The organism is Demequina sediminis (genome assembly GCF_030296675.1).
Lineage (GTDB): Bacteria > Actinomycetota > Actinomycetes > Actinomycetales > Demequinaceae > Demequina > Demequina sediminis.
The window spans coordinates 2,638,830-2,652,956 of sequence record NZ_AP027736.1 but is presented as its reverse complement, the minus strand read 5'-3'; the positions used below and the strand labels follow the sequence as shown (position 1 = coordinate 2,652,956).

Below are 14,127 nucleotides of genomic sequence, written 5' to 3'. Positions count from 1 at the left end.
GGCCCCGTTCAGTCCTCGCGGACCGCCACGGGCCCCACGTACGGGCGCTGGCCCACCTCGACCACGAGCGGCTCGACATCGGTGCGGCGCGGCGCCACGCGCGCCAGGAAGCCGGGCTCGTCGTCGAGGACCAGCACCCACGTGAACCGGCCCTGCGCGGTGAGCGTCGTGCCGGGAGCCACCTCGAGCGGGATCGTCGCGCTCGTGCGCGCGGTCACGGTGGCCGAGGCCACCACCGCGCCCGAGGCATCCGTCAACTCGAAGTCCGCCGTCGCGGGAGCGTGCACCGTGACCGCGGTGACGTGATCGGTGACGACGACCGAGCGCGCGAGTCGGTCGGATACGTCCTGGGCGGCGGTCCACGCGAGGTCGTACGCGAAGGAGCCGGCCGGGCCGTCCTGGATCTCGCGCGGCTCGCGCATCATCGCCGCGGCGACCACGGGGGAATCGGCGCTGATCTCGATCGCGCCCCCTCGACCTGGGGAATCTCGACCTCGGTCACGACTCCCGGTTCGAGCGAGAGCGCCGTCACCCCACCCCACTCGACGATTCCGTCCTCGCCCGTGAGCGTGAGGCTCGCCGTCGCGCCCTCGGGGGCCATGATGCGCAGCGTGGACTCGGCTTCTGCACCGCCGACACCCGCCACCACCAGAGAGGTGGACGGCACGGCGCCGCGTCCCACCCAATCCGTGCCCGCCGCTTGGAAGCCGTCGAGGCGAGAGTCCTGGAGGTGGGCGACGACCCCCGCACCCGTGGCCACGATCCGCATCGCGAGGGCGGAGACCTCGGGGACCACGCCCTCGAGCAGGATCTCGCGCTGGGCGCCGGCCGCGAGGGTCGCCACGGTGCGTTCCTCGAGCTTGCCGAGCGGCCCGTAGTACGTGACGGTGGCCTCCGTCGTGGCATCGGACGGGTTGGACAGCACCAGGCGGGCGCTCGACCCAAGCGTCGTCGACCCGCCGACGAGCCACTGGTCGCGCGTGGGTGCCACGCATGAGGCCGCGGCGAGGCCCGCGACATCGCCCGCGCCGATCCGCTCGACCGATGCGCCCGCGTCGCCGCGCACCAGGAAGCCCGCCCCGAGCGGCTCCGTGCCGGCCGCCCCGCCCTCCCCGGCATAGGTCCGGTCATCGGAGCCCGAGCCGAGGGCCGGATCCCCTCCCTCGATCTCGCCCACGGGAATCTCGACGGGACCGGGGCACGCGACGGGCTGCGCCGCCGGGGTGACCTCGCCGGAGAAGGGCGCGGCGGGCATCGGCTCCTCGCCGCCGAGTCGCGCCGACACCACGACCGCTCCGATCGCCGCGACGGCCGCTGCCGCCACCACCACCCGCCGGATCATCGTCGCACCGCCACGTAGCGGCGGTCATGGAGCGGCACCATCCCGATCATCGCCCAGGCGACGGCAACCGCCGAGGCCCACCACCAGAACCGATAGCCCTCGTCGACATACGCATAGGTGACCGTGTCCACGCCCGCGGGCACGTCGAAGGCCACGCGCCCCTCGGCATCCTCGACCGCGGCGAGCGCGCGGCCGTCGCCGGTGGCGCGCCACCCGGGGTCGGCGGCCGCGGCGATGACGAGCGTCCCGCCCGCGCCGCCAGCGTCGCGGGTGGAACCCGATCGCGAGTCGGATTCCAGCGTGACGGTTTCCGCCCCGGACGACTCGATCCACGCACGCGCGACCACGGTGTCCTCCTCGGGCTCGACGCGGAAGGTCGTGCCGTACTCGCTCGCACCGATGAGGTGAAGGCCGGGAATCTGGGCCAACGCCCCCGCGATCATCGGGGACTCGGGGGCCGCGACCACGACTCCGATGCCCCACGTCACGAGCCGCTCCTCGGCCCCCGTGCCCGCCCCGGCCATCGTCGCGACTACCGGCGCGAGTGTCTCGGGGGTCACGGCGGGCGTGCCGGAGCCCGCGAGCGCGGCACCTTCCGCGTCGCGCTGCGCCCGCCCCGTGAGGGTCACCGTGCCCGCGCGCTCGAGCACCGCGTAGTCGACGCCTGCCTCGGTATCGGTCAGCACGAGCGCGCGCTGGCGCGTCGCCAGCTCCTGTTCGAGCTCAGCGACCAGCGGCAGCACCGTGGCGTCGGAGGGGTGGACATCGCCTCGCTCGGGCCGGGTCGGCCACGCCTCGACCACGACGACGCAGACCAGGGTTGCGGCGAACGCGGTGACCACAAGCGACGACACGAGGCGAACCGCGGTCCGACGGGGTCCGGTGCTGCCGGCCCAGAGTCGGGACGATGCCGCGGCGGCGGCGGCGATGAGGCCGGCGGCGGCAAGAGACGTGCCCGGTCCCGCGAAGCCGTTGGCGGCCGCCTGACCCGCCCCGTCGGCCGCGACGACGACGGTCGCCTGCGAGGCGGCGGCCGCCAGCACGCCGAGAGCCGCGGTCAGCAACCCACCTGCGACGGCCCACGGGGCGCGACCCGAGAGAGCGGCGAGCGCGGCCGCGGCGACGATGCCGATTCCCACCGCACTCGCGGCGAGGGTCGCGGCGGCGTCGGGCAGGCCGGGAGTCAGGGCGGTCTCGCCCGTCAGGCCGAGCACGAGCCGCCACGGCTCGACGCTCTCCGCGGCGAGAGCGGGTCCATTTTCGCGCGCGAGGATCGCCCACGCGTCGCGGGACACGACGCCGGCGTGCCAGGCGGCGACCAGCGCCGGCGCAGAGACCACGAGCGCGGGCACGGCGGCGGACCACACGCGCCAGCGCGCACGGCCCGCGACGGCGCCCGCCGCCGCGAGGATCACGACGAGCGGCACGAGCAGGGCCGGCGCGGCGGTCACGATGACCGCCGCGGAGAATGCCGCCCCCATCGCGGCGCTCGGACTCGCGTGCCGGCGCGCGGGGAACTCCTCGCCGCCGCCGACCGCCTCACCCCGATGCCAGCCCGCGGCGCGCGCGAGTCCCAGGGCGAACCACGGGAGCATGAGGTGCGCGATCACCGCTCCGAGGCGACCATCCGAGATGGCCTGGAGGTGCAGCGGCCACAGCCCATAGGCGAGCGCGCCAAGCGCACGCGCCCACACCGACCGCGTCGCCGCTCCCAGCGCCCACCACGCGGACACGACCGCGATCGCGACGCCAAGGCCAAGCACCAGGCCGACCCAGACCCGCACGCCGCCCGGTAGGACGGCGGCGGGCAGCAGCATCGCACTGAAGGCGCCGTCGAGAGCGGGTGATCCGAATCCGCTCGGATCCCATCCCGACCACGTGCGCTCCCACAGCGCCGCGAGGGAGACATTCGTGGCGCCCAGCGCCTCGCCCACGAGCATGCGCCCCGAACCCAGCGCGGTGAGCCACGTGCCGTGCAGCGCGACCGAGGCCGCGATCGCGGCGAGAGCGAGCGCCGCGAGTCCCGTACGGCGGCGGATCGCCGCCTCGGCCAGCTCGGCGCGGACCATGTCTGACGGCGCGGACTGCGCCCGCCACCTGTCGTAGGCACGCATCTCTCGCGAGCGCACGTGCGAGGCGACGGCGCGGGCACCGACGAGGAAGGGGCGCACGACCGCGCGCGGCCTGGTCACCGTCCGACGGATGCGCGCACGGATGCCGGGTAGCCGAGGGAGGCGGGTCAGCACCCGCCACGGCACCGCGAGGTCCGCGCCGACCATCCGCGACTCGTTCTGCGCGACGCGAAGCACGGCGCGCAGCGCGGCGGAGAGGAAGCTCCACACGACAAGGAAGGGAACGGCAATCGCCGGCGACCACGACAGCGCGTGGATCCACTCGCCCGTCCGACCCGCGCCGTATGCGCGCGCACGACCACGCAGCGCGCCGCCGCGTTCGCCCGTGAGGGACTCCTGAGCGTGCCGCACCTTCGCCGCGGGGACGATCACGACGTCGTAGCCCGAGCGCCACGCGAGCCGGCAGAAGTGGAGGCTGTCGCCAAAGCCGCGATACGCGGGCTCAAGCCCGCCCAGCCGCTCCCAAGCGTCGCGACGCACGAGCGCCGCGGCGAGCGATGCCGCCAGGACGTCGTCGCGCTCGTCGTACTGGCCCTGGTTGATGTCGTCCTCGTCCACCAGGTCGATGCGCCGGGCACCGATCACGGTCGTCGTGACGCCCAGGCCGACCAGGCGGCTGACGTCGTCCCACCTCACCTGCGCCGGCGCGACCACCGCGGCCGCGGTGCGCTTCTTGGCCGTCGCGGCCAGACGCGCGAGCGCGTCGGGCAGGGGTGCGGAGTCATCGTGAAGCAGCCACACGTACTCGTGGGGGTGACTCGGATGCGCCGCCAACACGGCGTCGACGCCCTCGGCGTACGTGCGTCCTCCCACGACCCAGTCGATCTCGAGTCCCTCGGGGGTGCGCGGTCGCTCGGCGTCAGCGGGCAGCACGACGTGCAAAAGATCGGGCCGCTGCGTCTGAGCCGCGACAGCCGCGAGGACGTCGGGAAGGCGCTCGGAACGCGTGTCGGAGACCACGATCGCGCGCACCAGCAGGCGCGCAAGGCTCATCGTGCTCCCACGCAGGCTTTCCGGCTAGACCGCGCGCCGCTTGAGTTTGCGGCGCTCGCGCTCCGACAGCCCGCCCCAGATACCGAATCGCTCGTCGTTCTCCAGCGCGTAGTCGAGGCACTCTGAGCGCACGTCACACGACCCGCACACCTTCTTGGCCTCGCGCGTTGAGCCACCCTTTTCAGGGAAGAACGCCTCCGGGTCGGTCTGAGCGCACAGCGCGCGCTCTTGCCACCCCAGCGGTCCGTCATCATCGGTACCGCCGAAGATGTCCACCACCGACGCCAGTGTCGATGCCGGCTTGCCTGCGTCCGAGGGCACTGAGCCGTCGTAGATATTCCACACGGTCCCCACCTCCGATCGCGACGAGATGAAACCCGTCACAAGGAATTACAGCCGTGTAATCACCACGCGTCAAGTCGAGTGTGGCGTATCCCACGCAAGTGCCGACACGCGCGACCGGGCGTGTCGGCGCCACGGGGCGGCCCACGGGCCGCCCGACGCGGCCCGCGCCTCACCGCCGGCGCATCGTCCCCGCCCTAGAATGCGGCTACGACAAGCCCTGGGGGATGGATGACGGACACGAGCGTGCCGCAGGCTCGCCACGCGCGGCCGGGGCTCATGCAGCGCGTGATCTGGATTGCGACGCTCGTGATCGTCGCGGTGCTGGGATTCACGCTCGTGTACGGCAATACCGTGGTCGATCAGGTGGGCGGCGCCCTCAGCGCGAACTCGCAGGAGTTCGAGTCGCTCGTGGGCGAGCGGCCCGACCGGCCCGTCGACTCGGACGCTGGCGAGGCCGTCAACCTGCTGCTCATGGGCTCGGACGCGCGCGACGGCGCGAACGGCAACATCGACGGCGGCGGCGTCGTCGAGGGCATGCGCAACGACACGACGCTGCTCGTCCACATCTCCGCCGACCGCACGCGCGTCGAGGCAGTGTCCATCCCGCGCGATGCGCAGGTCGACATCCCCGAGTGTGCGTACCTCGACGGCGACACCGTCCCTGGCGGCTACGGCGACTTCAACACCGCCTTCGCGAATGGAGGACTGCGCGGCAACGCCGCGGAGGCGGCGGCGTGCTCGATCAAGACCGTCGAGCAACTGTCGGGCGTCTACATCGACCACTACGCGGTAGTCGACTTCACGGGCTTCGTTGGCATGGTCAACGCGCTCGGCGGCGTGCCGATGTGTATCCCCGAGCGGCTGGTCTCCGAGAAGGCACACCTCGACCTTGCGGCCGGGCCCCAGACGCTCGACGGCAAGACCGCCCTCGCGTACGCTCGGCTGCGCACAGCGGAGCAGGGCGGGGTCTCGGGCTCCGATCTCCAACGCATCACGCGACAGCAGCAGCTCCTCGAGCAGGTGGCGGCGACGGCGCTGTCGAAGAATCTGCTCACCGACGTGGGCGAACTCACCCACTTCCTGCGCGCCGCGGCGGAGTCGCTGACCATGGACCCGGGCCTCGCCGACACGTCCTATCTCCTGGGCCTCGCCTACAGCCTGCGCAACCTCGACCTCGGCGCGGTGCGCTTCGAGACCGTGCCGTGGGCGTACACCGAGGACCGGCTCAACGTCGAGATTCTGCCCGACGCGGAACAGATGTGGGACGATATCCGCAACGACCGACCCATCTCCGTCACGGTTGAGGGTGACTCGAGTTCGACGTGGGACGACGGCAAGAAGGACGAGCAGCCCTCCGAGCCGACCGCCTCCGCGACAGCAGAGCCCGCCGTCACCCCGTCCCCCGCCGGACCGGAGTCCCTGCTCGACGCGTGCCGCTGACGCGACGGAGGGAACGCGCGACGCCCCGCGTGCGTTGGGTCGCCAGTACCGACACGCGTGCGCGCGCACGCCGAGCCCAGGAGCATGTATGACCGTCGAGGTCACCGACCCTCGCAGCCGTCGCCGCCTGCGCCACGCCACCCGCATCCCGTCGCGTCGTGCGGTCGGCGCGGTGCTGGGCGTCCTCGCGGCGGCCGCCGGCTTCGGGCTCGTGTTCGTCGAGACCAGCCTCAACCGGATCGACAACAGCTTCACGACGCAGGACATCAGCGGCCTGCTGCCGTCGCACACCCCCGAGCCGGAGGCGACCCCGAGGATGCCTCGGCGGGCAAGGCGCTCAACATCCTGCTCATGGGGTCCGACACGCGCCTGGGCGAGAACTCGGACCTCAGCCACGACTCGGTCGACGGCATGCGCAACGACACCACGATCGTCATGCACGTCTCGGCCGACCGCTCGCGCGTCGAGATGGTGTCGATCCCGCGCGACTCGCGCGTCGCGATCTCCGACTGCCAGATGCTCGACGGCTCGACCGTGCGGGGGTGGACGGGCAAGTTCAACATCGCGTTCGCCAACGGCGGCCAGAACGGCAACGTCGCGGAGGCCGCGGCATGCGTCGCGACGACGCTGTACGACCTCACGGGCATCCTCATCGACCACTATGCCGTGGTCGACTTCTCCGGCTTCGTCAACATGGTCGACGCGCTCGACGGCGTGCCCATGTGTATCCCGAACGACGTCAGCTCCTCGAAGGCGAACCTCGACCTCGAGGCGGGCGCGCAGGTGCTCGACGGCACCACGGCGCTCGCGTGGGCCCGCGCCCGCACCGGCGAGGGACTGGGCGACGGCACCGACCTCATGCGCATCGAGCGCCAGCAGGAGTTGCTCACCAACATGGCGCGCAAGGCGCTGGGCCTCAACCTGCTCACGGACGCCACCAAGGGCACCGAGTTCATCACGGCCCTTGCGGAGTCGCTCACGATGGACCCCGAATTCGGCGACTCCCACTACCTGCTGGGACTCGCGTGGAGCCTGCGCAACTTCGACACCGCGAACCTCTACATGACGACGGTGCCGTGGGAGTATGCGGGCGACTCGAGCGGCGACGTGCTGTGGACCGAGCCCGATGCCGCCGAGATGTGGGCATCGCTCAAGGCCGACGAGACCATCAACCCCGCGCTGCTCGAGCCCACCACGGACCCCAGCGCCTCGCCCGACCCGTCGTCCTCGGCCGCACCGACCCCCACCGCCTCGGGTTCCGCGACGCCCTCGGTGTCGCCCAGCCCCGAGCGCGAGACCGAGGACGAGATTCTCGACAGCTGCGTGCTGCCGTAGCACGCGGCGCGCGGAGGCCGGTCATCGGGACGATGCCGCGGCCGGCTTCGCGTGCCAGACCTCCTGTGTCAGGCTTCCCGCGTCAAGCCCGGCGGAGCGCCTCGCCCTTCGCGTAGGCGACCTCGCGGAGCTCGTCCTGGAAGGCCTCCATGCGCGCGCGGATCCGCGCGGCCTCGTCGCCCTCTCCCGCACCCAGGATGCGCGCCGCCAGCAACCCGGCGTTGCGCGCTCCCCCGATCGACACAGTGGCGACGGGCACGCCCGCCGGCATCTGGACGATCGACAGCAGCGAGTCCATACCGTCGAGGTGCTTCAGGGGCACGGGCACGCCGATCACCGGCAGCGTCGTCACGGACGCCAGCATGCCGGGAAGGTGGGCGGCGCCGCCCGCGCCGGCGATGATCACCGCGAGCCCGCGCGACTCGGCCTCACGGCCGTACGCGATCATCTGCTCGGGCATGCGGTGCGCGGACACCACGTCCTTCTCGTATCCGATGCCGAACTCGGCGAGCGCCTCGCCCGCCGCCTGCATCGTGGGCCAATCGGAGTCCGACCCCATGACCAACCCCACTCGAATCGCGCTCATGCGCCACCTCCGTCCCTCACGATAGCGGCGGCCGCGACGGCCCTCGCGTAGGCCTCCTCGCGGGTGCCAGCGGACACGTTCACGTGGCCGACCTTGCGCCCGGCCCGCACCCCCTTGCCGTACAACTGGATCTTCGCCCCGGCATCGTCGACCTCCGCGAGAGCGCTCGCGAGCGCGATGCGCGCCCCGCCCAGCACGTTCGCCATGACGGTCCACGGCGCCGTGGGGGTGGTGTCTCCGAGCGGCAGGTCGAGCACGGCACGCAGGTGCTGCTCGAACTGGCTCGTGCGGGACCCGTCGATGGTCCAGTGACCCGAGTTGTGGGGCCGCATCGCGAGCTCGTTGATGAGGATGCGGTCGCCGGCGACGAACATCTCGACGGCCAGCACCCCGGTCACGTCGAGGCCGTGGGCGATCTCGGACGCGATCCTGGCGGCCTCGTCCGCGACGGCCCCGTGCAGGTCGGGGGCGGGAGCGATGACCTCGGAGCACACCCCGGCGCGCTGGATCGACTCGACCGTGGGCCACGCCCGCAGCTCGCCCGAGGGCCGGCGCGCCACGAGGACCGCGAGCTCGCGATCGAACGGCACCTTCTCCTCGATGAGCACGCGCGGGCCGCCGTCGGCCGCCGCGCGGAGCCAGTCGGTGGCCTCGCCGGGTGAGCCGATCACCCTCACTCCCTTGCCGTCGTAGCCACCGCGCGCGGTCTTGAGCACGCCCGCGCCGCCGTGGACGGCGAGGAAGGCCTCGACCTCGTCCTCGGTCTCGACATGCGCCCATGCGGGGTTGGGAAGCGCGAGCGCATCCATGCGGGCCCGCATCTCAATCTTGTCCTGCGCGTACAGCAGTGCGTGGAGACCCGGCCGCGCGGGCACGCCGGCGGCGGCCGCGGCGTCGAAGACCTCGGCCGGGATGTGCTCGTGCTCCCACGTGAGGGCGGCGGGGCGGGGGTGGGCCAACAGGCGGGCCACCGCGTCGGGGTCCGTGGGAAGGCCCACCACGGTCTCGTGAGCGGGCAACGCCGCGGCGGCCTCGCTGGACTCGACGAGGACGCGGAGGGTGATGCCGAGTGCGGTGGCGGGAGCGGCCATCATGCGCGCGAGTTGGCCTCCGCCGATGACGGCGACGATCGGGGTCATGGCACCAAACTACCGGGGGCTAGGCTCGTCACTCGTGACGGTGGTCGGATGGGTGCGCGCGCGGGTCGGTGAACTCACACGCTTCGGCATCGTCGGCGTGGCCGGGATCGTCGTCAACCTGGGTGTGTTCAACCTGTTGCGGCTGGGCCCGCTCGCCCCGGACGCGACCGTCGCGGGCGACGACGACCGCGTGGTGACGGCCAAGGTCATCGCGACCGCCGCGTCGATCCTGTTCGCGTGGGTGGCCCACCGCGAGTGGACGTACCGCGGGCGCGGCCGCCACCGCCCGGCCCGCGAACTCGTGCTCTTCGGCCTCGTCAACGGCGCCGCCCTGATCATCGAGGCGGGCACGGTCGCGCTGAGCCACCACGGCTGGGGACTCACGAGCCTGCTCGCGGACAACGTCGCCTCGCTCGTGGGCATCGCGCTCGGCACGATCGCGCGCTACGTCGGCTACAGCCTGTTCGTCTTCGAGGCGCCCGCCCCCGCGGTACTGGGGGACGATGCCGGGGCGGCGGACCCCCGCACCTCGCCCCGATAGCGGGTCACCGCCTGCGGCGGCGGCGCTCGGACTGCTGTGCGTGGGGGACGATCTCCTCGAGCTCGACCATGCGCGGGACCCCCTGCAGGAAGACCGCGAACGTGGCGGGCACGCGCTGAGCGAGCTCGAGCCTGCCGCCATCGGCGGTCACGAGGTCGCGCGCGAGCGCGAGACCGAGCCCCGTGCCGCGGCCCGAGGTCACCTCGCGCTCGAAGATGCGCGGCGCGATCGACTCGGGGACGCCCTCGCCCTCGTCCGTGACCTCGATCACGACCGCATGGTTCTGTCCCGACTCGCGCGCGGTGACGCGCGTGGTGCCGCCGCCGTGCTTGAGCGAGTTCTCAATGAGCGTCGCGAGCGCCTGGGCCAGGCCGCCCGGGGTCGCGAACACGGTCGCGTGTGTGGGCGCGATCACGAGTCGCCTGCCCGCCCCCGTGAACGCGGCGGCCCACTCGGCGCGCTGCTGCGCGAAGACCTCGTCGAGCTGCACGAGTTCCGTACCGGAGCCGAGCGCGCGTCGCGACCGGCCCAGGAGCTCGTCCACGACCCCCACCAGGCGTTCGACCTGCTCGAGAGAGCGGTCCGCCTCCTCGCGAACCTCGTCCTGCTGCGTGAGCGCGGAGATCTCCTCGAGCCGCATCGACAGCGCGGTGAGCGGCGTCCTGAGCTGATGCGAGGCATCGGCCGCGAACTGGCGTTCGGTGGCGAGCCGCGCTGCCATGCGGTCCGACGACCTGGCAAGCTCCTCGGCCACCAGGTCGATCTCCTCGATGCCCGTGCTCTCGAGGCGCGGGCGCACCTGACCCGACCCGATCTGCTCGGCGGAGGCGGCGAGGTACACGAGCGGGGCGGAGAGTCGATTGGCCTGCCAGATCGCCATCGCGGCGCCCGCGACAATCGCGACCGAGCCGCTCGCGAGCACCAGGCCCACGACGCGCGCGATCTGCCAGTACACGTCCCACGTCGACAGGTAGGCCAGCACCACGATCCCCGAGTCGGTCGCGTGGCTCTCCGAGTAGGCGGGCGAGGGCTCCTCGCCCGCGGTCAGCACCGTGCCGTCGGGCAGGCGCACGTAGATGTACTCGGGGGCGCCGGGGCGCTCGCTCACGAACGAGTCGACGTTGCTGGCCGTGATCGGCTCGCCCGAGAGGTAGCGCACCTCGAGAGAGCGGGCGGCGGTGCTCGCGCGCAGGTCGAGGTCGCGCAGGGCGTCGTCACGGATGATCTGGGCCGCGGCGACGGCGAGGGGAATGCCGAGCATGACCACCGCCACGGCCAGAGCGGAGAAGGTCGCGGCGAGGACGCGGCGGCGCACGGCTCCCCTTAGGTGCCCGTCTCGAAGCGGAAGCCCATCCCGCGCACCGTCGTGATGAAGTGCGGGTGAGCGGCGTCGTCGCCGAGCTTGCGGCGCAGCCACGACACGTGCATATCGAGGGTCTTGGACGGCGCACCGGGATCCGCCGACCACACCTCGCGCATGAGCGTGTCGCGCGAGACCACGGAGCCCGCGCTCGCGACGAGCACGTGCAGCAGGTCGAACTCCTTGCTGCTCAGCTGCAGCTCGACGCCGTCGAGGTACGCGCGGTGACCCGCGACATCGATGCGCACCCCCGCCGCCTCGAGGTCGGCGCCGGACTCCGAGCCGGTGCGACGGCGCAGCAGCGCGCGCACGCGCGCGAGCAGCTCGGCGAGCCGGAACGGCTTGGTGACGTAGTCGTCCGCGCCTGCATCCAGGCCCACGACCAGGTCGACCTCGTCGGCGCGCGCAGTGAGCATGAGGATGGGCACCTGCAGGCCCTTCTCGCGGATGCGCCGCGCGACATCGACGCCGTCGATGTCGGGAAGACCGAGGTCAAGGATGACAAGGTCCGCGTCGTCTGATCCTTCGACGCCACCCATGCCCGTCCCATGCCACTCGACGTCGTACCCCTCCCGGCCCAAAGCACGGGTCAAGGGTTCTGAAATGGTCGGGTCATCTTCGACCAAAACAATTCGCGTCATGACGACACCCTACCCGCGCCCCGCGACATTGCAATGACCCACAGGGACGCGCGTGCCCCAGCGCGGATACGCTGGGTGGCCGTGACGAGACATGCCTCCTCCCTGGCGTCCACGCCCTCCCGGCCAGGGCACCCCTCGCGAGGCGCGGTGGCCCTCGTCACCGCACCCGAGCGGATCGTCCTCGTGCTCGTGGCGCTGTCGCTGTCCGCCGGCGGGTGGGTCAGCGTCGGCCTGTTCTCGCCCTGGACCGTGCTGCCGACCGCCGCGGTCATCGCGGCGCTCGCCTGGCGCATCGTCCCGCGCCCCACGCGCGTCGCGGCGGCGGACAGGGCCGGCGCGATCGTGGCGCTCGCGGGGGCCGGCGTGTGGGCGGTGGTCAACGCCGTGCTCGCGGCCGAGTACCTCATCGTCGTGCGGGATCCGGGCTTCCTCACGCTGACCGGGCTGTGGTTGGTCGACCACCCCCACGCCGACATCCCGAGCCTGGGGGCGATCGAGGCGGCCGAGGTCGACCCGACCGTGCTCGCGGACGCGTCCCAGGCCTGGAACCTGCGCGGCGACGCGATTCAGCCGCAGGGCGCGCGCCTGCTGTCCGCCGTCATCGCGGTGGGCGGGTGGATCGCGGGCGACCGTGGAGTGCTGGTCTTCAACCTGCTGATCGGGGCCGTCGGGATCCTGGTGGTGTACGCGCTCGCACGCCGCATGCTGGGCCCGCTCGCGTCGCTCGCCCCCGCCGCGGCCGTCGCGCTGTCCGTCGCGCATATCGGCCTGTCCCGCTCCGCGTACACCGAGCCTCTCACCCTCGTGCTCGCGCTGTCGGCCGCGCTGTGGCTCTGGCGAGGCGTGGAGGAGGGACGAGCCGGACCGCTCGTCCTGGGAGCGGCCGCCGGCGGCGCGACATCGTTCATCCGCATCGACGGCGCCGCCTTCGCGATCGGGCTACTCGGCGCCGCCGTGCTTGCGCTCGCGCTGTCGGACCTGCCGCGCGCGCGCCGTGCGGGGCTCGGGCTCCTCGTGATCGGGGTGCAGGCGGCGATCCTGCTCGCGGGCTACGCCGCGCTGTGGCGATGGAGCGAGGGCTATGCGGAGCGCCTGGGGGACCAGGCCCGCACGCTGACCCTGGGCTACGCCGTGGCGGCCGCGGTGCTCGCGGTGTGGGTGCTGACGTGGCTCGCGGGTGGCGAGCGCCTCGCGACGGGCGTGAGGACGATGCTGGGACGGCGGGGCGCGGTCGCGGCGGGTGTCGCGGTGTCGGGCCTCCTCGCCGTGCTCGCGTCGCGGCCCCTGTGGTGGGTGTCGCACCGCAGCACGGACGACCCGGTCGACCAGTTCACCAGCTCGGTGGTGGAGTCCTTCCAGCGCGCCCAGGGACTCGAGGTCGATCCCACGCGCACCTACGCGGAGCACACGGTCGCATGGGTGAGCTACTACCTCACCTGGCCGATCGTGATCCTCGGCATCCTGGGCCTCGGCCTCGCCACCGTGTGGATGCTGCGCGGACGTCCCGCGTGGGCGCTTCTCCTGGGTGCCGTGTTGCCCACGTCGCTCCTGTACTTCTGGAACCCCGAGGTGGTCCCCGACCAACTGTGGGCCTTCCGTCGCTTCGAGGCGGTCACTCTTCCCGGCTTCGCGATCGCGGCCGCCGTCGCCGCATGGTGGCTCGCCGGCCGGCTCGCGACCGCCGAGGCGCGCCTGCGTGCGAGGCGCATCGCGGCAGGGGCCTTCGTGGTCCTGCCGCTCACGACGTGGCTGTCGGTGGACCTCGGGGACGACCTTCCCGTGTCGGGCGCGACACCCGTGTTCGTGAGGGAGATGAGCGGTGCGTACGACCAGATCACCTCGCTGTGCGAGGTGGCGCCCGACCGCCCCATCGTGCTCGCGGGGACCTCGTCTCACTTCGGATCGCTGAGGGTGATGTGCGACGAGCCCACGGTGCTCGCGCTCGCCGAGCTCGAACCGGACGAGCTCGCGACCCTCGCGCAGTCATGGGACACCGCGCCCGTGGTGCTCACGCGCAATCCCGAGTGGTTCGACTGGTCGACGGATCCCGAGGCGGTCGTCGAGTCGCGCGTGCGCCAGGCGAGCTACACGCTGCAGGCGATCCCGCGCACCTACTTCGATCGCGACTACACGTGGTACGCCGGGATCGTCGGCAGCGATGGCGTGCTCGATCCCGTCGCGCCCGCCGCCGATGTCACCAGCCCCTGATGTGACACCCGCCGTCCCCCATCATCGGCTCGTCCCTCGCGTCACGGCCGCCGCGTGCGATGACA

12 protein-coding genes are annotated in these 14,127 nt (G+C 72.6%); 4 read left to right on the top strand and 8 right to left on the bottom strand.

Features of this window, described 5'->3' with window-relative positions; translation table 11 throughout:
* Positions 1 to 8: 8 nt before the first annotated feature.
* From QUE44_RS13505 to QUE44_RS13490, 4 genes are read right to left on the bottom strand one after another with little or no spacing between them, the layout of a single operon-like run.
* On the bottom strand, positions 9 to 440 hold the full coding sequence (locus tag QUE44_RS13505) for a hypothetical protein (protein ID WP_286215209.1): 432 nt from the start codon (positions 438 to 440) through the stop codon (positions 9 to 11).
* The gene (locus QUE44_RS13500; protein WP_286215207.1) at positions 422 to 1,342 is read right to left on the bottom strand and encodes a DUF5719 family protein; all 921 of its coding nucleotides are present in this window, start codon (positions 1,340 to 1,342) and stop codon (positions 422 to 424) included. Before QUE44_RS13500 ends, QUE44_RS13505 begins: the two co-directional genes overlap by 19 nt.
* Positions 1,339 to 4,467 (bottom strand): glycosyltransferase family 2 protein, encoded by a 3,129-nt coding sequence (locus QUE44_RS13495; protein ID WP_286215205.1) that lies wholly within the window; start codon positions 4,465 to 4,467, stop codon positions 1,339 to 1,341. The genes QUE44_RS13500 and QUE44_RS13495 overlap by 4 nt, the downstream gene beginning before the upstream one ends.
* A 24-nt stretch (positions 4,468 to 4,491) precedes the next feature.
* Positions 4,492 to 4,755 (bottom strand): WhiB family transcriptional regulator, encoded by a 264-nt coding sequence (locus QUE44_RS13490; protein ID WP_425558031.1) that lies wholly within the window; start codon positions 4,753 to 4,755, stop codon positions 4,492 to 4,494.
* A gap of 285 nt (positions 4,756 to 5,040) precedes the next feature.
* On the opposite strand from QUE44_RS13490, the gene QUE44_RS13485 reads away from it, so the two are divergent.
* Together QUE44_RS13485 and QUE44_RS13480 are read left to right on the top strand one after the other, a co-directional pair.
* Entirely contained in the window at positions 5,041 to 6,252 is a 1,212-nt protein-coding gene (locus QUE44_RS13485; RefSeq protein ID WP_286215203.1) for an LCP family protein, read from the top strand.
* 84 nt (positions 6,253 to 6,336) lie between these two features.
* Entirely contained in the window at positions 6,337 to 7,587 is a 1,251-nt protein-coding gene (locus QUE44_RS13480; protein WP_491375250.1) for an LCP family protein, read from the top strand.
* Positions 7,588 to 7,669: 82 nt separating this feature from the next.
* Here the strand turns inward: QUE44_RS13480 and purE are convergent, their stop codons facing one another.
* Together purE and QUE44_RS13470 are read right to left on the bottom strand one after the other, a co-directional pair.
* Entirely contained in the window at positions 7,670 to 8,173 is a 504-nt protein-coding gene (gene purE, locus QUE44_RS13475; protein ID WP_286215201.1) for a 5-(carboxyamino)imidazole ribonucleotide mutase, read from the bottom strand.
* Complete coding sequence (locus tag QUE44_RS13470; protein ID WP_286215200.1) at positions 8,170 to 9,312, bottom strand: 5-(carboxyamino)imidazole ribonucleotide synthase; 1,143 nt, start codon at positions 9,310 to 9,312, stop codon at positions 8,170 to 8,172. Before QUE44_RS13470 ends, purE begins: the two co-directional genes overlap by 4 nt.
* Here QUE44_RS13470 and QUE44_RS13465 point away from each other — a divergent pair.
* A complete protein-coding gene (locus QUE44_RS13465; protein ID WP_286215199.1) occupies positions 9,311 to 9,853 on the top strand; it encodes a GtrA family protein in 543 nt (180 codons plus the stop codon). The two genes, QUE44_RS13470 and QUE44_RS13465, sit on opposite strands and share 2 nt — an antisense overlap.
* A gap of 4 nt (positions 9,854 to 9,857) precedes the next feature.
* On the opposite strand, the gene QUE44_RS13460 is transcribed toward QUE44_RS13465, so the two are convergent.
* Positions 9,858 to 11,168 (bottom strand): ATP-binding protein, encoded by a 1,311-nt coding sequence (locus tag QUE44_RS13460; protein WP_286215196.1) that lies wholly within the window; start codon positions 11,166 to 11,168, stop codon positions 9,858 to 9,860.
* Between the two features lie 8 nt (positions 11,169 to 11,176).
* Positions 11,177 to 11,854, bottom strand: coding sequence for a response regulator transcription factor (locus tag QUE44_RS13455; protein WP_286215195.1), 678 nt, complete (start codon positions 11,852 to 11,854; stop codon positions 11,177 to 11,179).
* A gap of 147 nt (positions 11,855 to 12,001) precedes the next feature.
* On the opposite strand from QUE44_RS13455, the gene QUE44_RS13450 reads away from it, so the two are divergent.
* Positions 12,002 to 14,062 (top strand): glycosyltransferase family 39 protein, encoded by a 2,061-nt coding sequence (locus QUE44_RS13450; RefSeq protein ID WP_286215194.1) that lies wholly within the window; start codon positions 12,002 to 12,004, stop codon positions 14,060 to 14,062.
* The last annotated feature ends 65 nt before the right edge of the window (positions 14,063 to 14,127 follow it).